Origin of the sequence: Spiroplasma turonicum, from assembly GCF_001262715.1 — a bacterium.
Lineage (GTDB): Bacteria > Bacillota_I > Bacilli_A > Mycoplasmatales > Mycoplasmataceae > Spiroplasma_A > Spiroplasma_A turonicum.
The window spans coordinates 890,820-916,408 of the sequence record NZ_CP012328.1 but is presented as its reverse complement, the minus strand read 5'-3'; the positions used below and the strand labels follow the sequence as shown (position 1 = coordinate 916,408).

General features: G+C 23.3%; 23 protein-coding genes. 17 read left to right on the top strand and 6 right to left on the bottom strand.

Annotated elements, in window-relative coordinates:
• Positions 1-23: 23 nt before the first annotated feature.
• From STURON_RS04010 to STURON_RS03970, 9 genes are all read left to right on the top strand, one after another.
• Positions 24-551, top strand: coding sequence for a GNAT family N-acetyltransferase (locus tag STURON_RS04010; RefSeq protein WP_075048599.1), 528 nt, complete (start codon positions 24-26; stop codon positions 549-551).
• A 189-nt stretch (positions 552-740) separates the two neighbouring features.
• Entirely contained in the window at positions 741-1,259 is a 519-nt protein-coding gene (gene pyrR, locus STURON_RS04005) for a bifunctional pyr operon transcriptional regulator/uracil phosphoribosyltransferase PyrR (RefSeq protein ID WP_075048598.1), read from the top strand.
• A 20-nt stretch (positions 1,260-1,279) separates the two neighbouring features.
• Entirely contained in the window at positions 1,280-2,188 is a 909-nt protein-coding gene (locus tag STURON_RS04000) for an aspartate carbamoyltransferase catalytic subunit (protein ID WP_236681156.1), read from the top strand.
• The gene (locus STURON_RS03995) at positions 2,188-3,456 is read left to right on the top strand and encodes a dihydroorotase (RefSeq protein ID WP_075048596.1); all 1,269 of its coding nucleotides are present in this window, start codon (positions 2,188-2,190) and stop codon (positions 3,454-3,456) included. The genes STURON_RS04000 and STURON_RS03995 overlap by 1 nt, the downstream gene beginning before the upstream one ends.
• Positions 3,441-4,517: a carbamoyl phosphate synthase small subunit gene (locus tag STURON_RS03990; protein WP_075048595.1), complete on the top strand. Its 1,077-nt coding sequence runs from the start codon at positions 3,441-3,443 to the stop codon at positions 4,515-4,517. Before STURON_RS03995 ends, STURON_RS03990 begins: the two co-directional genes overlap by 16 nt.
• Before the next feature lies 1 nt (position 4,518).
• Positions 4,519-7,698 (top strand): carbamoyl-phosphate synthase large subunit, encoded by a 3,180-nt coding sequence (carB, locus tag STURON_RS03985; protein WP_075048594.1) that lies wholly within the window; start codon positions 4,519-4,521, stop codon positions 7,696-7,698.
• Position 7,699: 1 nt separating this feature from the next.
• Complete coding sequence (pyrF, locus tag STURON_RS03980) at positions 7,700-8,395, top strand: orotidine-5'-phosphate decarboxylase (RefSeq protein ID WP_075048593.1); 696 nt, start codon at positions 7,700-7,702, stop codon at positions 8,393-8,395.
• Positions 8,388-9,011 carry an orotate phosphoribosyltransferase gene (gene pyrE, locus STURON_RS03975; protein WP_075048592.1) on the top strand — a complete coding sequence of 208 codons (624 nt, stop codon included), beginning with the start codon at positions 8,388-8,390 and terminating at the stop codon, positions 9,009-9,011. The genes pyrF and pyrE overlap by 8 nt, the downstream gene beginning before the upstream one ends.
• Positions 9,012-9,052: 41 nt before the next feature.
• On the top strand, positions 9,053-10,729 hold the full coding sequence (locus STURON_RS03970) for a hypothetical protein (protein WP_075048591.1): 1,677 nt from the start codon (positions 9,053-9,055) through the stop codon (positions 10,727-10,729).
• A gap of 44 nt (positions 10,730-10,773) precedes the next feature.
• On the opposite strand, the gene glnA is transcribed toward STURON_RS03970, so the two are convergent.
• Together glnA and STURON_RS03960 are read right to left on the bottom strand one after the other, a co-directional pair.
• On the bottom strand, positions 10,774-12,108 hold the full coding sequence (gene glnA, locus STURON_RS03965) for a type I glutamate--ammonia ligase (protein WP_075048590.1): 1,335 nt from the start codon (positions 12,106-12,108) through the stop codon (positions 10,774-10,776).
• 263 nt (positions 12,109-12,371) lie between these two features.
• A complete protein-coding gene (locus STURON_RS03960) occupies positions 12,372-13,106 on the bottom strand; it encodes a hypothetical protein (RefSeq protein WP_075048589.1) in 735 nt (244 codons plus the stop codon).
• A 129-nt stretch (positions 13,107-13,235) separates the two neighbouring features.
• On the opposite strand from STURON_RS03960, the gene STURON_RS03955 reads away from it, so the two are divergent.
• Positions 13,236-13,814 carry a hypothetical protein gene (locus tag STURON_RS03955; protein ID WP_075048588.1) on the top strand — a complete coding sequence of 193 codons (579 nt, stop codon included), beginning with the start codon at positions 13,236-13,238 and terminating at the stop codon, positions 13,812-13,814.
• 40 nt (positions 13,815-13,854) lie between these two features.
• Here the strand turns inward: STURON_RS03955 and STURON_RS03950 are convergent, their stop codons facing one another.
• Positions 13,855-15,249 carry a hypothetical protein gene (locus STURON_RS03950; protein WP_075048587.1) on the bottom strand — a complete coding sequence of 465 codons (1,395 nt, stop codon included), beginning with the start codon at positions 15,247-15,249 and terminating at the stop codon, positions 13,855-13,857.
• Between the two features lie 138 nt (positions 15,250-15,387).
• Between STURON_RS03950 and STURON_RS03945 the strand changes: the two genes are divergently transcribed.
• Positions 15,388-16,002 carry a hypothetical protein gene (locus STURON_RS03945; RefSeq protein ID WP_075048586.1) on the top strand — a complete coding sequence of 205 codons (615 nt, stop codon included), beginning with the start codon at positions 15,388-15,390 and terminating at the stop codon, positions 16,000-16,002.
• Here the strand turns inward: STURON_RS03945 and STURON_RS03940 are convergent.
• Positions 15,999-16,778: a pyrroline-5-carboxylate reductase family protein gene (locus tag STURON_RS03940; RefSeq protein WP_075048585.1), complete on the bottom strand. Its 780-nt coding sequence runs from the start codon at positions 16,776-16,778 to the stop codon at positions 15,999-16,001. The genes STURON_RS03945 and STURON_RS03940 overlap by 4 nt on opposite strands.
• A 110-nt stretch (positions 16,779-16,888) precedes the next feature.
• Complete coding sequence (locus tag STURON_RS03935; protein WP_075048584.1) at positions 16,889-17,233, bottom strand: hypothetical protein; 345 nt, start codon at positions 17,231-17,233, stop codon at positions 16,889-16,891.
• Positions 17,234-17,367: 134 nt separating this feature from the next.
• On the opposite strand from STURON_RS03935, the gene STURON_RS03930 reads away from it, so the two are divergent.
• From STURON_RS03930 to STURON_RS03905, 6 genes are all read left to right on the top strand, one after another.
• Complete coding sequence (locus STURON_RS03930) at positions 17,368-18,375, top strand: hypothetical protein (RefSeq protein ID WP_075048583.1); 1,008 nt, start codon at positions 17,368-17,370, stop codon at positions 18,373-18,375.
• Positions 18,376-18,458: 83 nt separating this feature from the next.
• Positions 18,459-20,348, top strand: a complete 1,890-nt coding sequence (locus STURON_RS03925; RefSeq protein WP_075048582.1) for an AAA family ATPase — start codon at positions 18,459-18,461, stop codon at positions 20,346-20,348.
• Positions 20,338-22,143 carry an AAA family ATPase gene (locus STURON_RS03920; RefSeq protein WP_075048581.1) on the top strand — a complete coding sequence of 602 codons (1,806 nt, stop codon included), beginning with the start codon at positions 20,338-20,340 and terminating at the stop codon, positions 22,141-22,143. The genes STURON_RS03925 and STURON_RS03920 overlap by 11 nt, the downstream gene beginning before the upstream one ends.
• Positions 22,144-22,202: 59 nt before the next feature.
• On the top strand, positions 22,203-22,973 hold the full coding sequence (locus STURON_RS03915; RefSeq protein ID WP_075048580.1) for a hypothetical protein: 771 nt from the start codon (positions 22,203-22,205) through the stop codon (positions 22,971-22,973).
• 12 nt (positions 22,974-22,985) lie between these two features.
• Positions 22,986-24,014: a hypothetical protein gene (locus STURON_RS03910; RefSeq protein ID WP_075048579.1), complete on the top strand. Its 1,029-nt coding sequence runs from the start codon at positions 22,986-22,988 to the stop codon at positions 24,012-24,014.
• 50 nt (positions 24,015-24,064) lie between these two features.
• Positions 24,065-24,487 (top strand): hypothetical protein, encoded by a 423-nt coding sequence (locus tag STURON_RS03905; protein ID WP_075048578.1) that lies wholly within the window; start codon positions 24,065-24,067, stop codon positions 24,485-24,487.
• Positions 24,488-24,510: 23 nt separating this feature from the next.
• Here the strand turns inward: STURON_RS03905 and STURON_RS03900 are convergent, their stop codons facing one another.
• Positions 24,511-25,530: a zinc-binding dehydrogenase gene (locus STURON_RS03900; RefSeq protein ID WP_075048577.1), complete on the bottom strand. Its 1,020-nt coding sequence runs from the start codon at positions 25,528-25,530 to the stop codon at positions 24,511-24,513.
• Positions 25,531-25,589 lie beyond the last annotated feature (59 nt).

Here is a 25,589-nt window from a genome sequence, read left to right as displayed (position 1 = left end):
TTAACTTGAAAAGGAAACTAATCATGATTGATATTGATAATTATAGTTACATTGAAACAAGTAGATTATATTTAAAGTATGTAAATATTGATAATGCACAAGATATGTTTGAATATTGCAACGATGAAGAAACTGTATTTTATCTTGATTTTGATAGACATTTAACCTTAAATGATACAATAAATTCAATTAAGAGCTATTTTATGCTTAGTCCTTTCGGTAAATATGGAATTTTTATAAAAGATAATGATAAAATGATTGGTACAATTGATATTAGATTAAATAATAATGAATATAGTAATTTAGGTTGAGTTATTAATAAAAATTATAGAAATAAGGGTTATTGTTCAGAGGCTTTACTTGGACTAATTAGTTTTTATTCTTCTAAATTAAATATAAGAGAGTTATATGCAATTCATGAAGTAAGTAATATTGCGTCTGAAAGAGTTATGGATAAAGCTAACTTTATTAAACTCAATAAGTTTTTCAAAAAAGAAGTGAAAAAAAATGAAAGAACAATGTGTATACACAAACTTCAAATTAAAAAATAATTATCTAAAGTTTTTGTTTAAATTATTGTAAAAACTATAAAATAAGTTATAATTTTTATGAAAGAATACTTTAAATTTGTCCTGAGAGGCAGATAAGTAATGTCTAACTTCTTTTTAGCATTATTTAATTGTCTATCATAAGTGATAGACTTTTTTTATAGGTAACTTTCACACATAAAAGAGGTAGCTATGTCAACAAAAATAATTTTTAATAATGAAGCAATATTAAGAACCATAACTAGAATTTGTCATGAAATTCTTGAAAGAAATAAAGGTGTAACCAATGTAGTTTTAGCAGGTATTAAAACAAGAGGTTATTTTTTGGCTTTAAGAATATCAAAAAAAATTGAACAAATTGAAAATATAAAACTTGATGTTGTTGAAGTTGACATATCAAATTACAGAGATGATAAAAAAATAAAATCAAATAATTTTAAATTAAACTATAATCTTGAAAATAAAATAGTTATTTTAGTAGACGATGTAATGTTCACAGGTAGAACTGTTAGAGCTGCAATTGATTGTATTCTTGATTTTTACAGACCAAGTAAAATAATGCTTGCTGTGCTAGTTGATCGAGGACATCGTGAATTACCAATTAGAGCTGACTTTGTAGGAAAAAACATACCAACTTCTATCAACGAAAAGATTAAAGTTCATTTAGTTGAAGTAGATAATGAAGATGTTGTTTTAATTCTTAATGGTTAGTTTTTTTTATGGAGGAATTTATGAAAAAAATTGAAAATTTATTAACTATTGAAGAGTTATCAAATGAACAAATAAATCATTTGATTGAAAAATCTATTTACTTTAAAAATAATAAAACTATAATTCCAAAACTTAAGAAAGACATATTTATTGCAAATTTATTTTTTGAAAATAGTACAAGAACTCATAAAAGCTTTGAAGTTGCAGAAAAAATGTTAGGATTTAAATCTATTGAGTTTCAAACTGAAACAAGTTCTATCCAAAAAGGAGAAACTTTATATGATACAGTTTTAACTCTTGGAAGTATAAACATATCAGGTTTAGTAATAAGACATCCAGATAAAGAGTACTATAAAGAACTACTACAATCTAAAAATATTAAATCTAAAATTATAAATGCAGGAGATGGAGTAGGAGAACACCCCACACAATCTTTACTTGATTTAATGACTATATATGAAAACTTTAAGACTTTTAAAGAAATTAAAGTAGCTATATGTGGAGATTTAAAACACTCAAGAGTAGCACATTCGAATATGAAAATTTTAAAAAGGTTAGGGGCTAAAGTTTATTTTGCAGGACCTAAAGAATGATTTGAAAATAATTATAATGATTATGGTGAATATAAAACTATTGATGAAATCATTAACAAAGTAGACGTTTTAATGTTATTAAGAGTTCAAAATGAGAGACATACCGATAGATTAAATAACTCGATTAATTATTTAGAAGAATTTGGTTTAAATATTTCTAGGTATAACAGATTAAAAGAAGGTTCAATCATAATGCACCCTTGTCCTGTTAATAGAAATGTTGAAATTGAATCAAGCCTAATTGAATCTGAAAAATCAAAACTTTTAGAACAAATGACAAATGGTCTTTATATGAGAATTGCAATTTTATATGAATTATTTAAGGATGAGTTCTAATGATATTAATTAAAAATGCATCATATTTCATTGATAATAAACTTTGTAAAAACGATATATTAATTAATGGAAAAAAAATAATTAAAATTGCGAAGGGAATTGAAAGTTTAGATTATTATACTTTAATTGATGCAAGTAATTTTTTCTTAACACCAGGATTAATTGATGTACATGTACACACTAGAGAACCAGGTTATGAATATAAAGAAGATATAAGTTCAGTTAGTAAGGCAGCATTGAAAGGTGGAGTGACAACTATATGTTCAATGGCTAATCTATCACCTGTACCTGACAATGTAGAAAGTTTCTTAAAAATAAATCAATTAATAAAAGAAAAATCAAAAATTAAAATACATCAAATGTGTGCAGCAACAAAAGAATTAACATCTGATGAATTAGTTGATTTTAAAGCATTAAAAGAAGCTGGTGCTAGATTCATTTCTAATGATGGATATGGAATACAAAACAAAATAACAATGAAAAATATAATTAATGAAGTTAAAGTAAATGATTTATTAATTTCTGTACACCTTGAAACAAACTCCATAAAAAAAGATGGGATGATTCAAAAGAGTAAGTTCTCAAAAATTAATAATATAAAGCACTTTAGTTACAAATCTGAGTATAAACAATTAAAAAGAGATATTAAATTGTTAAAAGAAAACAGTTGTAAATATCATGTCGGCCATCTTACATCAGCTAAAACTTTGAGATTGATAAAGAAATACAAAAACAAATTAAATATTACGTGTGAAGTTAACCCAAACCATCTTTTATTAAATGTTAATAATTTTCAAGATAATAGTGGATTGTATAAAATAAATCCTCCAATTAGAACTTTAAAAGACCAAAAAGCTTTATTGAAAGGATTAAAAGAAGGAACAATTGATTGTATTGCAACTGATCATGCACCACATCAAAATGATGAAAAGTTTATAGAATTTAAAAAAGCAAATTTTGGAATGATTGGTATAGAATTTAGTTTTAGTATTTTATATACAAAACTTGTTAAAAATAAAATAATAACTCTAAATAAACTTGTTGAGTTAATGCATTACAACCCCAACAAAATATTTAACCTTAAGGAAAATTCAATTGCAGAAAACCAAATAGCAAATCTAGTGCTTTGAAATTTAAATGAAAAGTATTATTTAGATGAAAACACAATTGTTTCAAAATCTAAAAACACTCCATTTCTAGGTGAAGAATTATTTGGAAAAAATAAATATACAATAGTGGAAGGAAATATTAAATGAAAAGATGATTAATATTATCAGATGGAACAATATTTGAAGGTTCAGCATTAGGTAATGATGTTTCTGTAATAAATGAAATAGTTTTCACAACTGCAATGACAGGATATCAAGAATCAATTACAGACCAAAGTTACAATGGACAAATATTAATATTTACATATCCATTAGTTGGTAATTATGGAATAAACAATGAAGATAATGAATCTATCTTTCCAACATGTTCTGGAATTGTTGTTAAAGAAAATTGTGAAGTTGGGTCAAATTTTAGAAATAAAATGTCACTTTCAAATTTCTTAAAGAATAAAAAAATTACTGGCATATCAGATATAGACACAAGAATGCTTACTAACAAAATAAGAGATAATGGAACATTAACGGCTGCTATAGTTTGTAAAGAAAGTGAAATTCAATTATTCTTAGAAAAGTTAAAAAACTTTAAGCCCAAAACAAATCATGTAGAAGAGGTTTCTACTAAAAATATTTATTATATCCCTGGTAACAGATATAAAGCTGTTTTAATTGATTTTGGTTTAAAAATTTCAATTACAAAAGAGTTATCAAAAAGAGATTGTGGAGTTTTTGTTGTTCCTTATAATATAACAACAGATGAAATTAATAAATTAAACCCTGATGGTATTATGTTGAGTAACGGACCGGGAGATCCTAAAAATTTGCCTGACCAAATTGAAATGATTAAAGAGTTACAATTGAAATACCCAATTTTCGGAATATGCTTAGGTCATCAGTTATTAGCATTAGCAAATGGATTAAATACTAAAAAAATGTTATTTGGTCATAGAGGTATTAATCATCCTGTAAAAGATTATGAAAACAACAAGTGTTATATAACATCTCAAAATCATGGTTATGTTGTTGATGAAAATTCAATAAATAAAGATATAGTAGAAATTACTCATAGAAGTTTAAATGATAATTGCATAGAAGGATTAAGCTATAAAAACTCAAAGTCATTCTCAGTTCAATTCCATCCTGATTCTTGTCCAGGTACAAGCGATAGTTATTATTTGTTTGATAATTTTATAAATTCAATTAGACAAGGAAAGGAAATATAAAATGCCAAAGAACTTGAAAATTAAAAAAGTTGTCATAATAGGCTCTGGACCAATCGTTATTGGACAAGCAGCTGAGTTTGATTATGCTGGAACACAAGCTTGTATTTCATTAAAAGAAGAAGGTTATGAAGTTATACTTATTAATTCTAACCCCGCAACAATAATGACTGAAAAAGGAATTGCAGATAAAATTTATATTGAACCTCTTTCTATTGAATTCGTTGAAAAAGTTTTAAGAAAAGAAGAACCTGATGCAATATTACCTACAATGGGTGGGCAAACCGCATTGAACTTAATATTAGATTTAAATGAAAAGAATATTTTAAAAGAATTAAATATCAAATTACTAGGAACTAGCATAGAAGCAATTAAAAAAGCCGAAGACAGAGAGCTATTTAAAAACTTGATGAATGAACTTAAAGAACCCATACCTGCAAGTACAATAGTTTATAATGTTGAACAAGCAAAAAACTTTGCAAATGAAGTTGGTTTCCCATTAATTGTTCGTCCAGCTTTTACATTAGGAGGAAGCGGCGGGGGAATCTGTAACAATATAGAAGAACTTACAAAAACTGTTTCTCAAGGTATAAAAGAATCTCACCTTCACAAATGTTTATTAGAACAAAGTATTGCAGGTTATAAAGAAATTGAATATGAAGTTATAAGAGATAGTAATGATAATACAATAATAGTTTGTAATATGGAAAACTTTGATCCTGTTGGTATTCATACTGGTGACTCTATTGTTTTTGCTCCTTGTCAAACATTATCAGATATTGAAAACCAATTATTAAGAGACTCTTCATTGAAAATAATTAGAGCATTAAAAATAGAAGGTGGTTGCAATATTCAATTTGCTTTAGACCCAAATTCTTTTAAATATTATGTAATTGAAGTAAACCCAAGAGTAAGTCGTTCATCATCTCTTGCAAGTAAAGCAACAGGTTATCCAATAGCTAAAGTATCTGCAAAGATAGCGGTTGGTTTAACTCTTGATGAAATATTAAATCCTGTTACAAAATCTACAATGGCTTTTTTTGAACCAACACTTGATTATGTTGTTACAAAAATACCAAGGTGACCCTTCGATAAATTTAATAATGCGGATTTTAATTTAACAACACAAATGAAATCAACTGGCGAAGTAATGGCAATTGGAAGAACTATAGAAGAATCTTTTTTAAAAGCAATAAGGTCATTAGAAATTAATAAATATCATATTGATTCTGACGAATATAAGAATGTAAGTAATGATATTTTAATTAAAGAAATGTCTAAGCCAACACATAATAGAGTATTTATTATTGCACAAGCTATCAGAAACAATATTAGTTTAGATGAAATTCATATTAAAACAAAAATTGATTTGTTCTTTTTGAGTAAATTAAAGAATATTATTGATTTAGAAAATGAGTTAGTTAATAAAAATTTGAGCTTAGAAAGCTTGAAGAAATTAAAAAAATATGGTTTTTCAGATTATATAATAGCTAAATTATGTTCGAAAACTGAAAATGAGATATATCAAGAAAGAATAAAAAATAATATTATTCCTGTTTTTAAAATGATCGATACATGTTCAGGTGAGTTTAAATCTGTTACACCTTATTTTTATTCAACATACGAATTAGAAAATGAAAGCATACCTTTCAAAGAAAAAAGCATTATTGTTTTAGGGTCAGGACCAATTAGAATTGGTCAAGGTATCGAATTCGATTATGCAACAGTTAAATGTGTTGAAGAAATAAGAAAATTAGGTTATAAAGCAATTGTAATTAATTCCAATCCAGAAACAGTTTCAACAGACTTCTCAATATCTGATAAATTATTTTTTGAACCGCTAACCATTGAAAATGTTATGAATGTAATAAATTATGAAAATCCTTACGGTGTAATTGTACAATTTGGTGGGCAAACAGCAATTAATCTTGCTGATGAATTAGTTAAAAGAGGTGTGAAAATTCTTGGTACTAAAGTTGAAAACATTGATGAAGCAGAAGATAGAGATAAGTTTGAAAAATTATTATCTAGTTTAAATATTAATCAACCAATTGGGAAAACAACTAAAACTAAACAAGATGCTATAAAAATAGCATCTGAAATTGGTTATCCTGTTTTACTAAGACCTAGTTATGTTCTTGGTGGTAAATCAATGCAAATTGTTTACAATGAAAAAGAATTAAAACAATATATAGATAATGCAATAAAGGACAGTGAAAGTAGTACATTATTAGTAGATAGATACATATTAGGTGATGAATATGAAGTTGATTTAGTTTGTGATGGAAATAATGTTTTAATCCCTGGAATAATTGAGCATATAGAAAAATCAGGTGTCCACTCAGGTGATTCTATGGCAGTATATCCTCCTCAAAAATTATCAAACATTTTAATTAAAGAAATTATTACTACATCTAAAAAAATTGCACTCAGTTTAAACATAATTGGCATCATAAATATTCAATTTATTATAAAAGATAACGAGCTTTATATAATTGAAGTAAACCCAAGGTCAAGTAGAACCGTTCCATTTTTAAGTAAGATAACAGGAATTAATTTAGTTGGTAAAGCAACACAAGCAATGTTAGATATTAATTTAAATAAAAGTTCTAATTATAAAGAATTTAATGAAAAATCTAAAAATATTTTTGTAAAAGCACCTGTTTTTTCATTTATGAAATTAAAACAAGTTGATACAGATTTAGGTCCAGAAATGAAATCCACTGGTGAAGCTATGGGTTGAGATAGTAATTATTATAAGGCTCTTTATAAAGCATTTATAGCATCAAACCAATATATACCTAAAACAGGTAGTATTTTATTTACAATTGGTGAAAATAAAGAAGAAGCCTCTCATTTAGCTAAAAGATTCAAAGAAATTGGATTTAAAATATATGCAACAAAAGGAACTAGAAGATATTTCAATGACAAAAATATAACGAGTTTAGAAGTATCAAAAATTGAAGAAAAACTTGAAAATAATATAATTGATTTCATTAAAAATAACAAAATTGATTTAATAGTAAATACCAAGAGTAAGAAGAATAAACTATACAGTCAAGATGATTTAATAATAAGAAGATCTGCAACAGAATCTCAAATACCATTATTTACTTCATTAGATACAGTTAATGCAATACTTGAAGTATTAGAATATCAAAGTTTTAGAATGAGTGAGATGTAAAATGAAAAATAATATCATAATCGCATTAGACTTTTCAAATCTAAAAATTTTAAAATCTTTTTTAAAAAAATTTAAAAATGAGAAGTTGTTTGTAAAAGTAGGAATGGAATTATTTTATAAGTATGGTCCTAAAATAATAAAGTATTTAAAAAGAAAAGGGTATCTAATATTTATTGATTTAAAAATTCATGATATCCCAAATACTGCTTATAAAGCTACCTTAAATTTGTTAAAATTAAATCCTGACATTATAACTGTTCATGCAGGTGGTGGAAAAGAAATGCTTGATTCTGTTTATAAAGCAAAAAAAGAGTTAAATTGCTCTACACAAATATTTGCAGTCACTTATTTGACTTCAATAGATGAAAATGTCTTAAAAAATGACTTAAAAATAAATAAACCACTCAAGTTATCAATATGTGATTTAGCAACTTTATCATATAATTGTAAAATAGATGGTGTTGTTTGTTCTGTATGAGAATCTATATCTATAAAGGAAGTAATTACTAATGATTTTAAAACATTAACTCCAGGTATAAGATCTATACAAAACAATTCAGATCAAAAAAGAGTAGCTACGATTAATGAAGCAAAATATAATAAAAGTGATTATATAGTTGTTGGTAGAGAAATTACAAATTCTAATAATCCTTATAAAAAATATTTAGAACTAAAAAGGGAGTGAGAAAATGATTAATAAAGAAAATGATGTTGCAAACATTTTATTAGAAACTAAGGCTATTGAACTAAATTTTGAAAATTATTTTACTTGAGCTAGTGGTATAAAAAGCCCTATATATTGTGATAATAGAGTATTAATTAGTTATGTTGAATATAGAAATAAAATTGTTAATTATTTTATTGACTCAATTAAGCAAAACTATCAAAGTGTTACTTTAATTGCAGGTGTAGCAACATCTGGTATTACTTGGGCATCAATGATTAGTCAAAAAATGAATTTACCAATGATATATGTTAGACCAGAACCTAAAGATCACGGTAGAAATTCACAAATAGAAGGAAGATTTTTTGAAAAGCAAAATGTAATTATAATCGAAGATTTAATTTCAACTGGGGGTAGTGCTTTAAAAGTTTGTGATTTACTCAGAGATAGTAAACTTAATGTTCTAGGGGTTTGTGCTATTTTTTCTTATGACTTAAAAATATCAAAAACTAATTTTGAAAAAAGTAATTACAAATTAAGTTATTTATCATCTATAAATAACTTATTAAATTTAATAAATGAAAATAATCTTTATGATATAAATCAAGTTGACAAATTAATTTCCTTTTTTAATAAAATTGATAAATAATTTTATGTATAATATAAATTATTAATAAAAAGGATTTAGAAATGAAAAAAAAGTTTAACATCTTTATCGTTATTTTTTATGTTTTTGCAATTATTTTATCTTTATTTAATTTTAATGCTGAAACAAATAATTATAAGTTTAATTCTATAAATAATAATACAATTAATAAAGCTGAAACACCAAATAATCCTGAAAATGAAATTAATTCATATTTATGAGGTGGATTATCATTGCAATATTTTATTTACAAGCATAGTGATATAAAAGAAAACGAAGTTGCAAAGAATTTATATGATAGGTTAATGATTGACAATAAAAATGATTTAACTGAAGATTTTTTTTACATGGGATTAATGGCTCCAATTATTAACATTTCTCTATATGGTTTAACATCATATAGAGAATATTTCGCTGAAGCATACTCAAAATGAACTACAACTGAAGATAGCGCTAAAAATAAATCATGAGAAATTGTTAATTACTATTTTTTAAATATTTATCCAGTTTTAAAAAATAATACAAATGGTTTATTTGATTGAATTACATTAAAATCAAAAGTAGAATTGGATTTAAAAGATAATAATAGTAATAATTTAATATATAAAACAAATTTAAACAGCAGTGACACAAATATGAATGCTAATGATTTAGGGTATAACAATTATACTGAAATTGGATATTTAGCTACAACTAATAAATTATATAGTTCTAACTCAGTAATTTTTGCTACTGAGTCAGCATTTTTTCAAGGTAACCTAGGTTTAAATCATAATTCAGTCAACAATCCTATTTTGGGAAATTACTTGCTACAATCAAAATTCCAAAATGGATTTAATGATATTGATTATGAAAATATATCTAAGTTTATGTATGATACTTTAAATAAAGCATCTGCTTCATCTATAGAAAAATTTAATTTTGTAAAAGGTTCAAATGACCGAATGTTTAAATCATTTGATGAAATGGATGAGTTTTTTAAAACAAATACAAAAAGTTCTGTTACTAAATCAGGGTCAAACATATTTTTAAAAGAAGCAATTGATGCAATGTCAAATTACTATTCTTGGAGTTCTATTAAAACTAATCTTTTTAAAAATCAAATTTTAGATTTAATGAACTTTACATTTTATATTACTAATTGATATTCTCTTGGAGAAAATGAAAAAGATTCATTTAAATATAACCTAATAGCGATTATATTTTCACCTGATGATGATATCGTTGATGGTTCAGGAAATAATAAAGGTGTTATGGGTTATACAAGCATGGCTGGTCAAGTAAATAACTCTTTTGGACCAAGGGGCATTGCATACTCTCATATTGTTTATAATGGTGCTGCATTTAATTTAGACTCTCCAGTTAATGAAGCAAAAGAACAATATACTAAAAATTGATGAACCTCTCCAAATATTTTTACTACATTAAACCATGAAATGGGTCATTCAGTTGATTCATTTTTAGGAGAATCATCTGAATTTTATAATTATATAAAATCAAATTTTTCAAGTGTTATTAATAGTAACCCTATAAAAGAAGGTGAAAATGCCTTATATCAAGGTACAGTCTTTGGTTTTGATGAAGCTTCAACATCTACTTCTTATATATTATATGTAGTTTTAGGTTTAGTTGTTGGATTGGCAATTGCTGGATTGTTGACTTTTTGGTTTATTAGAATAAGTAAGAAAACAAAATCTATAAATCCTTCCAAAACAAATTAATAAAATAAAGTCCATTATGTAATGGACTTTTTAAGTATTTTATACTAATATGTTTTTAAGTAATTTTTTATTTCTCAATCAGTAACTTCTGTTGAGTAATCTAATCATTCTTTTTCTTTTATTGAAATGAACTTACTGTGTAAGTCATTACCTATAAAACTTCTGATAAAATCAGATTTTTTAAAACATTCTATAGCTTCTTGCAAATCATGAGGAAGGTTATCTATGTTTAAAGCTTTTCTTTCAATATTATCCATTTTAAACAAGTTTCTTTTAATTGATTGAAAATCAGTTAATTTATTTTTAATACCATCTATTCCGGCCATTAATATTGCACTTAAACCTAGATAAGGATTGCAACTTGAATCAACTGACCTTACTTCAACTCTTTTAGCTTGTTTATTTGCTGCAGGAATTCTAATCATTGTTGACCTGTTTGAATCACTTCAAGCAATATAGCAAGGTGCTTCAAAACCAGGAACTAATCTTTTGAATGAGTTTATAGTTGAGTTTGTCAACAATGATATTTCACGTGCATTTTTTAATACTCCATTAATAAAATATATTGCTAACTGACTTAGTCCATTAGGCATACTCTCATCATAAAATAAGTTATTATTATTAATGTCAGAAATTGAGCAATTTACATGCATACCACTACCATTTACATCCTTGATTGGTTTTGGCATAAATGTTGCGTACATATTATATTTTTTTGCAATTGTTTTAACTAATACTTTAAATGTTTGTAATTTATCACAAGTATCAACCGCATTAGAATATTCAAAGTTAACTTCGTGTTGTGATTTTGATACTTCATGATGTGATACTTCCATTTTAAATCCAAGTTTTTGTAATTCAAACATTATTTCTCGTCTTACTTTATAATTAAAGTCAAGTGATGGAGTATCGAAATAACTACTAAAATCAGTATGCTTTAAAGTTGGCATTTTATCTTCATTTAATTGAAATAAAAAGAATTCTGGTTCTAAACCTACATTAAAATTATGTCCAATATTCATTTCTCGCATAATGTTAATGCAATTTTTTAGTATACTTCTTGGATCACTTTCAAATTGTTCTTTCTTTGAAGTATAAACATCACATAAAAATCTACCAACCTTATAATTATCAGTTGATTCTAGTTCTAGTATCAATCAAGTATCAATGTCTGGATATAAATACATATCTGCATCATCAATTTTTGCAAAGCCAGTAACTGATGAACCATCAAATATTACTTCATTATTTAGTGCTTTATTTAAATTTGTTGATGGAATTTCAATTGTTTTTAACATTCCAAGCATATCTGTAAATTGTAACTTAATAAATTTAACATTTTCTTTTTTAATAATTGCTAAAATATCTTCTTTTGTCATTTTTATTTCTCCATTAAAATAATTATATATAAATGAAGTAAAAATACCATTTAAAATTTGTACAAATATAAAATGATTATATAATAACAAAAATTAAATATTATATGTATTTTATATTCGAAAATAATTATTTCCTTTCTAAGAAAAAAACCAGTACTTTTATACTGGTATACTAAGCTTTCTTTTTGCTAAGTTAATTTTTCTATAAATATTTTAGAATTATAATTTAAAAATATTTATAAAAATAATAAAATCAATTTTATTTAAGCAATATTATTCTTCTTACTACGATATTTTAAATTTATATTTGATAGTCAATTAAATAATGTTGAAATAGCTACAAATGAACTTAAAAATAAAATAAAAAATATTATGACTAAAGGTCAACCTACAATACTAGGGTTCATTTGATCATAAGGAAATTGACTAAAAGGCTCATCATTATTATCATAAAATTGAATCATAATAGCTCTTGATATAACAAATAAACTATATAAACTAACCACTATTAAACTAAACCAAGAGTATTTTTTGAAGTATATTTTTGTAGAAAAACGTTCATTATTTATTAAAAAATAAAATATTATTATAATAATTGGAACTAATACGTGTTCTAATATTGACTTAGTTATCTTATATCATGAGTTAAAACCTACAACTGCACCACCTGCTAAACCACCGATTCATATTACAAACAAAATAAAAGATTCTGCTGTAATTCTTGTAAAATTATTTTTACCAGTAATTCAATTTGGCATATTATTGTGTTTATTGTTAATTGCATTTAGTAAACCAAAAATACAAATATCTATAGAAGACCAAACAGATCAATATATTAATTGATTTATAAGAGATTTATCAATAGAATATTCACCAACGTTCATTTCAACAGGTTGTATACTTGACATAAAGTAATCTAAAAGTAAACAAAAAATAGGTACAATTGTAACGAATAAATAAAATAAAAATACTATTTTTTTATTTTTTAACTCTTTCATAAAACTATTTTAACATATTAATAAAATTAATTTTTTATGGTAACATTTATTTTGGGTTTTCTTTTTAATAAACTTAAATTATAGAATATATAACAAAAAAGAATTATAATAAATTTATCGGAGGATAATTTGAAAAAGTTTTTAAAATTATTTTTTTCATTAAACTTTTTAATGTCATCATTATTTACAGTTTATTCTTGTTCTGCAACTGAAGTAACAAATGAATTAACTTTTTGTGATTCTGACAGTGAAAAGAATTTAACAACGTTTTTAAGAAGTGATAATGTATCAATATTTAATAGTTTTTTTGAAAATGATTTTAATTTCCCATTAGATATTGAAAATAATAAGCTTAATAAAGATTATACTGATATTTATGAAAGAAGGTATGTTGATAATGATTTCATTTATGATTATTCAAGTGTTGAAGGAAATCAAGTTGTTATGGATGTAAATGAAAAAGGCAATGCTTTTCCAAATGAAATAAATAATATTTTTATTGAGACAAATAACTTACAATCAGATTTCAGTATTTTAGAATACTCAGGAGTAACTTATATATTAACTTTAAAAGGTTATAAAGGGTTTTCAAATTATACTATTTTTATATATAAAACAATACTTTCAAGTGAAAATGATAAAGATAAAGTAATACGAAAAACAACTTTTCAAAAAATTTATAAAAAAAATATTAATATAATAACTTAATTTTCATTAAGCATTGTGTAACCTAAGTAGACCAATTATTTTATAAATGTTGGTTTTTTTGATCAAATATATTATATTTCAAAAATTGTAGTTTATTAAAGTTATAAACAAATTTTCTAAAAGTATCATAAAAATTTTGTATATTTTTAAATTTGCACCCATAAGTTTTAAAAAACTTTTCTTTTACTCATCTATTTAAACTTTCGGTTGAGGCGTTATGTTTAAAACCTCTTTTAGACATAGAATGCACTATATTATTCTTCTTATTTACATATTCAAATATTTTTTCACATGAGAAAGCTAAACCTCTGTCAGATTGTATTACTTTGTTTGAATTAGTGTTTACTGAATACTCATTTATCCTTTTAAAAACCTTTAACGAGCTGTTTGAATTTTCGTTTTTATCAAAGTTATATGCAACAATAGTTTTTAAATCCCAGTCATAAGATATCATGCAATTTAATTTTGTTTTATAAGAAGAATTATTTAATTCTATTTTTAGATTAGTACCATCAACTCCAACTACATTAGGAGTATTGTAATTCATTTCAATCAAATCATCTCTAACATAAGAGTTATGTTTTTTAGATTCATTGAAATAACTTGATTTTTTGCAATTGTCCCTACTAAATGAGTTTTTAAATACCTCAGGTTTTTCTCTTTTGATTAGGTTAATCATTTTTTCAGAGACTCTTTTATTCTTATTAACAAAAATTCATTTCCTTATTAAAAGAGAACCTGTTTGTAAATCATTATTTGCTTCTTTAAAATCTTTTACTAAGTCTACTGCATTTTCAAATCTTTCATTTTCAAAGCTATTAATAGTTGGAATCTTTAGCTTGTATTTGTATAACAAAATAGGGTTTTCTAATTTTAATTTCATTTTGAATTTCGAATAAGTATTTTTATGAACTTTAAAATAATTTATTAACCTATTGGTTCCCATGCCATAATTAGCAACTAAATAATATATTTGAGAGCATGCATAATATTTATAAGCTTTTGTTGCCATTATCATTATCTTTTCCTTCTTGCTCATTTTCAATAAATTCATTAATATTGTTGCCGTGCAAGAAGGAATGGACTTTTCCAATATTTCTTTACTCGCTATTGCCAACATTTTTTCTTCTATCTCAAACTTTAAGTTTTTTTCTAATTTTTTTATTCGGTCCTTAAGTAATTTATTTTCTTTATTTTTTTCTTTAAGTTCCTTAGAAATAAAATCTTTTTTTAACTTTTGACTCATCAATTTAACCTCTTTGCAATCCTTATATATACTATAAGAATAACAAGATTTTGAGGACTTATATCAGATTCTTATTAATTGTGATCCTGCTTTAATATTTAAATCATTAGCTATTTTGTCTATATTTTCACCGTTTTTGTACCTTTTTACGGCTTCAGTTTTTATATTAATATCATAAATTTTTGGCATTATTTCCTTTCTATCAAAAAAACCAGTAATTTTATACTGGTCTACTTAGCTTCCTTTTTGCTTTAATTAAAATTTATATTAATATTTTTTTTATTTTAATTATATATAATAAATATTTGTTAAGGTGATATTAAAAAAATGAACAAGATTTCTAAAATTTTATTAACAACAATTATTACAATAAATTTATATATTCTTTTTATAAATCCTATTATATTTGCTTTGAATTACTTTAAAAGTGGTTTTGATTATTTAAGCATATCTATATTATTCTTCTTTGTTTTTATGGTTATTGTTTGTATTTCTAGTTTATTATATTTAACAAACCATACTATAAATAAGAAATTTTTATTTTTAACTTTTTGATTATTACCATTGTCTTTACCTTTTATTATATATTTAAATAAGCATAAAAAAAATGATTATGAAGAATTTGATCTCAAGAAATTATTCACCTATATAATAATATTAAATTTGCTGCTTAGTTTTGTATTGCAAATAATCATAATTATATTTTTAAATTTAAATTATACTGTAACAAATAAATATAAAACATTTTTGATAATATCTATAACTTATTCTTCTTTATTGTTTTTAGGAACAATCTCATTATTATTTTATAGTTTATACAATAAAAAAGTACTATTAATACTTTCTTGATTAGGTATTGGTTTTAATTGAATATATTTAATAATTTTAATTTTAAATAAAGATGATTTTTATTATAATGAAAAAAGAGATATAGTTAACTAGGCTTTTGTTTTTGTTTTTTCAAAACACTTAATCAAGATATTATTGAAATTATTGTTTAATAGTTCTTCAATCCCAGCTTCGGTAGGTCCACCTGGAACAGTTATTTTACTTATCAAATCATCAATATTTTCTTCTGAACTTAAAGCCTGAGTTGTTGATGCAATAATTGTCTCTTTTATAAATTCATTTGATTGATTTATTTGATAATCATTTGACTTTGCAAAATCCTTAAAACTTTTAATAAATGAATAAATAAAAGCAGGTGCAGATCCAGTCAATGCTACAAAACTTGAAAATTGATTCTCATTTATTTCATAAACTTTACCAAAATATTTTAATATATTTATTCCTTGATTAATTAAACTATTATTTTTACCATATTTAACATATGCGGTTGTTGACATATTTATTTTTGCGTTCATATTTGGCATCGTTCTTAAAATATTTGAATTATCACCAAACTTTAATTTTAAATCATTAATACTATATGCATTGAGAACTGAGATTATAAGTTTATCATTTAAATCTTTTATAATAAAGTTATTGAAAAAATGATCTATTTGATTAGGTCTTATACATAAGAATATATACTCATATTTATTTTCATTTATTTCTAATTTATCTTCAATATAATTGCAATTATATTTTTTTGATAATGATAATGATTTTTCTATATTTCTATTTAAAATTGTTATACTTAAATCTTTATTTTGTGTTAGTGATGATAAAATTGCCTCACCCATGTGACCAACTCCAATAATTAGTACATTTTTCATTTAAACCTCCATAATAAACTCATTTATAATTAAAAATAGCATAAAAAAAACATTTTAATTACGCTATATTTAATGCATAAATTAAAATGAATATAATAATATTTTATAAATTAATTGTTAGCTTTTCCACAAAGTGTTAATATACCACCAACTAAAAATAAAATCAAAGGTACAAAATAGGCTGCCCAAGCAACTACAACACATAATAGTGCAATTATTCCGCAAGCTAATTTAAAGCCGTTTGTTTTTTTAGCAAGCGCTAATGAACCAAACACTATAACAAGAACAGGACCAACCAACAATAATACACCAATAGCAATTATTACAGTTTTGTCAATATTTGATACAACTTTTGTTAAAGCTGCACTACTAAAAAGAAATATGATTCCCATAATACAACAAAATCCTGCTCCTATAAATGATGTAATAATTCCACCTTTTGCTACTCCATTCATATAAATAAACCTTTCTATTGACTAATGTCAATATTATAATAACTAATTATCGAATAAAATCAACAAAAATTTAACTATAACATACAATTGTTGATTAAAGTATATAAAATAAATATTGTAAAAAGGAGAAAAATATGATTAAACATAATCCAAAAACTTTATCAGAGCTAAAAAACAATATTCAATTTAATCAACAAATTAATAACTTAATTAAATTTAATAAAATAAAACCTTATATATATTTAGGGACATTCTCATATTTTTTTTTAACTTTTATAGTTCTGATTGTAACAATATTTTCTTTTACAATTCTTGACTTTACTTTAGGTATTAAAATATTCTTGATTATTATATTTTTAATTTTATTGACTTTTTTCATTATATATACTGTAATAAATAAGAATCAAAACATATTCAAATTACCGTATAAAAAAGTGCAAAAATATATTTTTGAAGAATTAGATATGAGTACTTTATACAATGAGTTTTTAAACCAATATGATTTTAAAGATGACATTAAGGACGTACAATTTATTTTTAAAAAAAATTACCAATCAAAACCTAGTTTTTATAAAAATGATATCAAAAAAATATTTGAACAAGGTGAAAGAAATACTAATTATTTAATGTTTAAGTATAAAAATAATATCTGTAAATTTATAATTAATAAACCTATAATTGAAACAAAAAAAATTAATGAAAAAGAAACTATTACAATTTATAAAATTAATTATACTTTAAAATTGGAAACTAAAAAATATGATGAGTCATTTAATAACATCAAAATAATAAAACACTCATTATTTAAAAATAATTACAAGACTGAGTCAACTTTGTTTAACAAAAAATACTCTGTAATAACAAAAAATAACAACTTAAATGCTGCATTAGTTTTATCTCCAAAAGCTATTGATAAATTATCTAATATTAAAAACGATATATTTGATGAAATATTAATCGATAATGGAATTTATGTAAATAGTTTATTAGTTACTGAGAATTATAAAGAATTACCCATTGGTTTTATAAATTTATTAAAAATAATAAGTCATGATGATTTTATCAACGAAGTAGCCTCTAAAATAGAGAGTGATTTAAATGATATGTCTATAGCATTAAAATACATTGAAGCTTTAATATAATTATTAAAAAAACAGTTCATTTATTTACTTACAACCTAATTATGTTATAAACTTATAGTATAAAATGAATGAGGTGTTTTTATATGAGGGCTTATATTTATGATATAAATAAATCCTTAAAAAATAATGATTTTTTATTAATTAATGGTAATGTTGATGATTTTTTTTTAATAAATGATAATGATGGTAGCTTCATTATTATAGAATTAGAAGATTTAATAAAAAATTCAGTTCATTCTTTCCAATTATTATCAAATAAAGACAGCGAATGAAATTTAAATTACTCATTTGCTAAACCAGAACTTTTTAGAATGTACAAAAATAGTTTTTTAAATTATATTAGTAAAATCAATAATAAAATAGTTAATAAAAAATGTGAAAATTGTATTTTTTTAGTTTATTTTGATAATAAACTGTCTAATGATTATCATATTGTTCAAATTTTAAAAGACTTATTATTAAATGTAAAAAATAAAAACCAAAATATTAATTTAGCTAACAAGGTTGTACTTATAACTTATGAAGATAGTTTACTTAAGAAGAAACTCACTGATTATTCAATTAATTATGAAGTTATGTCAATAGGATATCCAACTCAAAATGAACGTTTTATATTTTATAAAAATTTTTACAATATATTTAATTTTAAAGAAGCAAATAATATTCCATATAACGAAAGTTTATTAAGGTTTTTAATAAAAAACACTTCTTCTTTAAACATTAAAAGTATTTTTAAAATGTCAAAAGTTAATAAAAATGATCTTGATTTTAAGCAATTTATCATAAATTATATTAAAGAAATTTATAATATAGAATATTTTACTACAGAAGATAATTTACTTTTAAAAACTGACTTTATAAATGAAAAAAACTTAAATTTAGCAAAAAAATGAGATATAAAACCTTATAAGTCTAATAATAAATACTACACTAAAAAGCAAGAAAACATTAATGATTGAAAAAACTCTAATATTGAAACAATAAATAGCTCATCTGTAATATTAAATAAAGTAATTAAGGGACAAAAGCATGCTATAGAAAAGATACAGTCTTCGCTTAATGTTGCATTTTATGGACTTAAAGATTATTTTTCTTATCCTAAAACAAAAAAACCAAGAGGGGTTCTATTTTTTGTTGGTCCAACGGGTACTGGTAAAACTGAACTAGCAAAACAATTAGCAAAATTGATCTTTAAAGATAATACAAAGTTTTTTAGGTTTGATATGTCTGAATATAATCATGAGCATACTGATTTAAAATTAATTGGATCTCCACCTGGATATGTAGGTTCAAAATCAGGAGGGCAGTTAACCAACGTTTTATTAAATAATTCCTCTTGTGTATTGTTATTTGATGAAGTTGAAAAAGCACATGATAAAATTCTTGATTTATTTTTACAAATTTTAGATTATGGAATATTAACTTCGTCTAAAAATGAAGTTGTTAGTTTTGAAAACACCTTTATTATATTTACTTCTAATATTGGTAGTAAAGCTGTAAATATTGCACAAAAAGAATCTACAATTAGAGAGTCGATAATTAATTCAGTAAAAAAATATTTTATTGAAGAGTTAAAAAGACCAGAATTGTTAAATAGAATTGGTATAAATAATATAATACCATTTAACTTTATTTCTAGTGATAATGTATTAAAAGAAATTATTATTTCAAAACTAGATTTATTAAATGCAAGATTTATAAAGAAATACAATATTAATATTTTTTATGATAAACCTTTTATTACTAATTTAATAGAACTATTAAAAAAAGAAGAAGATTTGACTATTGTTGGAGGAAGAGGTGTTGTAAATTATTTATATAAAAAAATAATAACTCCATTATCTGAATGATTATTAAATTATTATTCTGAATGTATTAATGATGAACAATATGTTGATAATATTTTATTAAGATTTGTTGAAGATAATTGTAACATTGTTGAATTAAATGAGGTTATTGAATATGAATTATAATTTAAATGAAATTAAAAATTTTATCTTTAAAAAAAATATTTTATTTATTTCTGGAAATATAAATGATATTTATTTTAATGATGTAGGTCAGCCTTATGACAAAATACTTGGATATACAATAAATAATTTGAAAAACTATTATCAAGATATTGAAGTAATTGAAGTTCTAGAAAATAATAATTTATATTTCTCTTACTTTCATAGTCTTTTAGAAAACAAAACAAAAACATTTGAAACTATAAAAAATAATACAGGTAAAAGTTGTAATGTTTGAATAAATAAATATTTAAAAAAAGAAGCTAACTTTAGTCTTAAACCAAATACCTCATTTGATAATTTTTTTAATGTTATAAAAGAAAATAAAATATCAAAAAAAGTATTTATAATTTCTCCTCTTAACATAATTGATTTTAATAATTATATAAATTATATTGAAGATAAATTCTTATCTTCAATTATAAATACATATGGCAGTGATGATATTAATTTAATTAAATTGATAAAAAGCATAACATTTATATTTGTTATTCCTTCAGTTAAAACAATAACTAATAAATTAAATAGAGAAGGAATCGAGTTAATTAATTTTAATATTCCTAATATAAATTTGAAAATAAAAGAAAAAACTTTAATAAACCATTATAATAATTTGAATTTAAATCTTAATAATTATCTACAAAATGAAAAGTCTGAAAAATTGTTTGATTTTATTTTTAATATACAAAATGAATTATTTAAAAATCCTTATGATAAGTTTTTTGAAGTTCAAAAATTACATAATCATAATTTCAGCAGTCAATTAACTAAAGAAAAAATTAATAAGTTTAGTAATTTAACTAATATGTTAAATAAAAAAATTAAAGGACAAGAAAATGCTATTAACAAAATTAATTCAATAATGAGGATGGTTTTTTTAGACTTAAATTACATTCTTTCAACATCAAATTCTAAAAAACCAAAAGGGGTAATGTTTTTTACAGGACCAACAGGTGTGGGAAAAACAGAAATAGCTTTAGAACTATCAAAATTGTTAAGTGATGATGAAAATAACTTTAAAAGGTTTGATATGAGTGAATATAAACATAAAGAATCTGATCAAAGATTAGTTGGTCCTCCACCTGGATATAGTGGGTATGACTTACAAAAAGGTTTATTAACAGAACATGTAAAAAAATATCCAAACTCATTATTATTATTTGATGAAATTGATAAAGCTGACAATAGTGTTTTAGATATATTTTTGCAAATATTAGATTATGGAGTTTTAACAGATCCTAAAGGTGAACATATTGATTTTCAAAACACTTTTATAATATTTACATCAAATGTTGGCACAGATGATATCACATTTTCATCAAGTGAAGATAGATTAAGACATGATATTCTTGAATCGACTAAAAAATACTTTATAAAAACTTTAAATAGACCAGAACTTTTAAATAGAATTTCAGTTGATAATATTATAATTTTTGATCATTTAAAGGATAAAAATATTATTGGTAATATTATAAAATCTAAACTTGATAACTTTAGATTAAATTTAGATAAAGAACATAATATTGAGTTAAAAATTGAACCAAGTGTTTTAAATAAGATTATTGATTATGTTTATAACAAAGAAAGTATTATTGAGTTTGGAGCACGTGCAATAATATTAGAATTAGATGAACTTATTTTAAAACCTTTCTCTGAAATTTTATTTAATAACAATGAGTTTATTAAAGATACATATTTTAAAAAGTCTTTAAGTTTACGATGATTAGATGATATTAATTCAATAGGTATATCAGAGTAGTTTGAAATTAATTCCAACTCTTATATGTTATAATCATAAAAGTGATTTAGGGGGTAATTATGTTAGACAAAAAAGCTTTTTATAAAAGTCCAGTATGATATAGTTATTTGATATTAATGATTTTCTTTTTGTCAATGTTAATTTGAGGTTTATACGAGTGCTGTTTTAATGAATATTGATATAGTGCAACTTCAAGTTATATGAATTATGACTATTTAATGAGTTTTTTATCTGTTCATGTTAACATAATTACAATTGTTTGACTCATAATAAAAATTTTTAATTATAATAAAAAACCAATAGGAGTTAATGGAACAGGTTTCTTATTAAGTTTAATGAATTGAAACTTAATTGTATTTTTTATTTTTTGAGCAGCGGTGATTTCTGATTTATTTTATCAAGGTCAATCGTTAACTCAGTACACAAAAAATCAAATAGCTTGCACAATAGCGACTCACTTTATTTGTCCACTCTATCTAATGATACTTTTTGTTATTACAACAGGTAAAAATAAAATTAGTTACAAAAAAGTCTTTATTGAAAAAGATATTTATATATCAATTGCTTACCCATTTGGTTATTTATTATTTATTTATGTTAGGGGATTAATGTATTTAAAAGATAATAGATCAGTTTGACCATACCCATTTATGGAATTTGAAACTGGTAGACTATGAATTGGTAATAATGTTGGAGTTTATATGTTTATTTTAACTATAATTTTTATAATATGAATTGTTGCTCAACATTATTTATTAGTATTTATAAACAATTTATTATATAAATTAAAAAATAAACTTGAAGAAAGAAATTTTAAATTAAATAAATAGATAAGGATTATTATGAATAAAATAGATATTTTAAATAAAATTGATGAAATTTTTAAAAATGATGAAAAATTTATGAGTTTATTTAATCAAGAAAATAAATCAAAAAAGAAACCTTTAATTATTCTAATTGTTTTAACAATAGTTTTTTTTGTGCTTTCTATTGTTGGATTCTTTGGTTCAATAGTCTTCTTTAAAAATTCACTTTTAGAAACAGTTTTGAGAATGATTTCATCTGTTTTTTTCATAACATCAATAGTCTTGTTTGTGGTTTGACTAGTTAAAAATATAAATAAAAACTCTGTAAAGAATATTAATAAAAAATATTTAGCAGTTCAACAATTTAGAGGTGATAAAACTTCATTACTTTATGAGTTTTACATTAAAAACACTTACAAAAAAGTTAAAATAACAGATTTTAGAATATTCTTTAACGAAAAAATACACATTAAACAAAACCAAGTAACTGGTAAATATGAGTTTATTAGTATATATGCATCAAATGAAGAAAATTATGCTGATTTTATGATAAATGGTTTACCTGCAAAATTTTATACTGATTTGAATTCAAATTCTTCACCAACTGAAGAATATAGTAAAAATATTTTAAAATCTTATGGATCAAGATTTGAATTAATGATTTTTAATTATAAATATGCTAATGAATTAAAAGGTCTTAGATTAATAAAAGCTAATTCTTTTGATCCTTTTTATCAAACTGAATCAGAGTTGTTTAATAAAAAGTTTGATATTAACATTAATCCAAATGATCTAAGAGCACCCTTATTTTTAACTCCAAAATTTATTGATAGAGTAACTAATGCAAATACAAAAGATATGTTAGAAATAGGAGTAAATGATTATCTATACTTTCTTGGTGATTCATATAGTAGGAAATATGATGACCGTTTTTTACCAATTGGAATTCTAAATTATATAAATATTAAAAATTACAGCGATTTTAAAGAAAAATTATATACTAAGTTATTGTATGATATAGAACGTTTATCATACTCAATAAATTTTTTAATAGATGCATTGTAAAAATATTTTAATCATTTATTAATATATAATAAAAAAAAGAAGGTTGGTTTATGAAACTAGATAAATTATGTAAAGCGGGTTGTATTGTGACAATATCTTTAGCTTCTGTTATTTTATTTTTAAATCTTGTTAATATTCTTTTATTAGCAATTAATTTTAATAAAATTGACAAAGATTTGATTAGAATATTTGGTGATTCAAATAATATTGAGTCAATAGATAGAGGATTGAAAATTCTAAAAGTTATATTTTATATAATATCAATTACATTTTGTATACCAACAATAGTATTAACTGCATATGCATTAAAAGGTAATTTAAAATCAATTATATTACCTTCAGTTTTATCGATAATTTTTGCAGGCATAATTGGTGGTGTATTAATGCTTTGTGGTAAATACAAAAATCATGAAAATGAAGAGCAAACTGATAACAAAATTGTAAAGGAAGAAAAATTGATTGTTATTGATTAAAAAAACAGATTTATATCTGTTTTTTATTTATTAAAATTAAACACGATTCTTTTAAATAGTTTATTATCTTTCATTAATTTAAAGTACTTTGGAGCTTCTTCAATATTAACGATTTCATATTCAGGATTAAAAATTTTCTTTACAAGGTGATCAAAGCACTCTTTTAAATCATTTCTATTACCAATCAATGATCCTATTATTTGTTTTCCACCTATAACTAAATCAGGTATATTTATTTCTAAATTTTCAGGTGGAAGTCCTATTGCAATTAGTTGGCCAGTTGGTGATAATGTTTCATAAGCCATTTTAAACTGTTCTGAAGTAGAACTAGTAACTAATGAAACGTCCACTCCTCTTGGTGAAATTGAGTACAACTTCTCTTTGAAGTTTTCTTCTTTTCAATTTATAACATAATCAGCACCTTTATTTTTTGCAATTTCTAAACTATCTTTATTTGAACCAATTGCTATAACTTTTGCTTTATAAAAGTTTTTAGCATATTCAACAGCAACATTACCAAGACCACCAATTCCAAATATTGCAACAATACTTCCTTCTTTAATTTTCGATGATTTAAAACCCTTATAAACAGTAATACCAGCACATGTTGCTATACAAGCAGCACCTAAATCAATATTATCAGGAAGTTTTATACAATAATCCTCTCTTTCAATTGATAGATCTTGCATAGTACCATAACCTCTTTCAGTTGTATATTCTGCTTGTTCACAGAAAACTTCATCATTATTTTTACAATAATAACAACTACCGCATGCTCCATGTAAACCAGCTGGAAAACCAACTAAATCACCAACTTTCAGTTTATTAACTCCTTCACCAACTTTTAAAACTTTTCCTATTGATTCATGGCCAATTGAAACTCCTATATTAAGTGGGTTTTGTGCCATATGTAAATCACTATGACACAGACTACATAAGGTTGTTTGAACTAAAACTTCACCATTTTTTAAGTTTTTTGGTTCTTCTTGTTCAACTAACTTTACAATTTCTTCTTTATTATCACTAACGATTATTGCTCTCATAATTACCTCTATTCTATGTTTGAAGAGTTTTTTCTTCTATATTATTTTAAAATATTAAA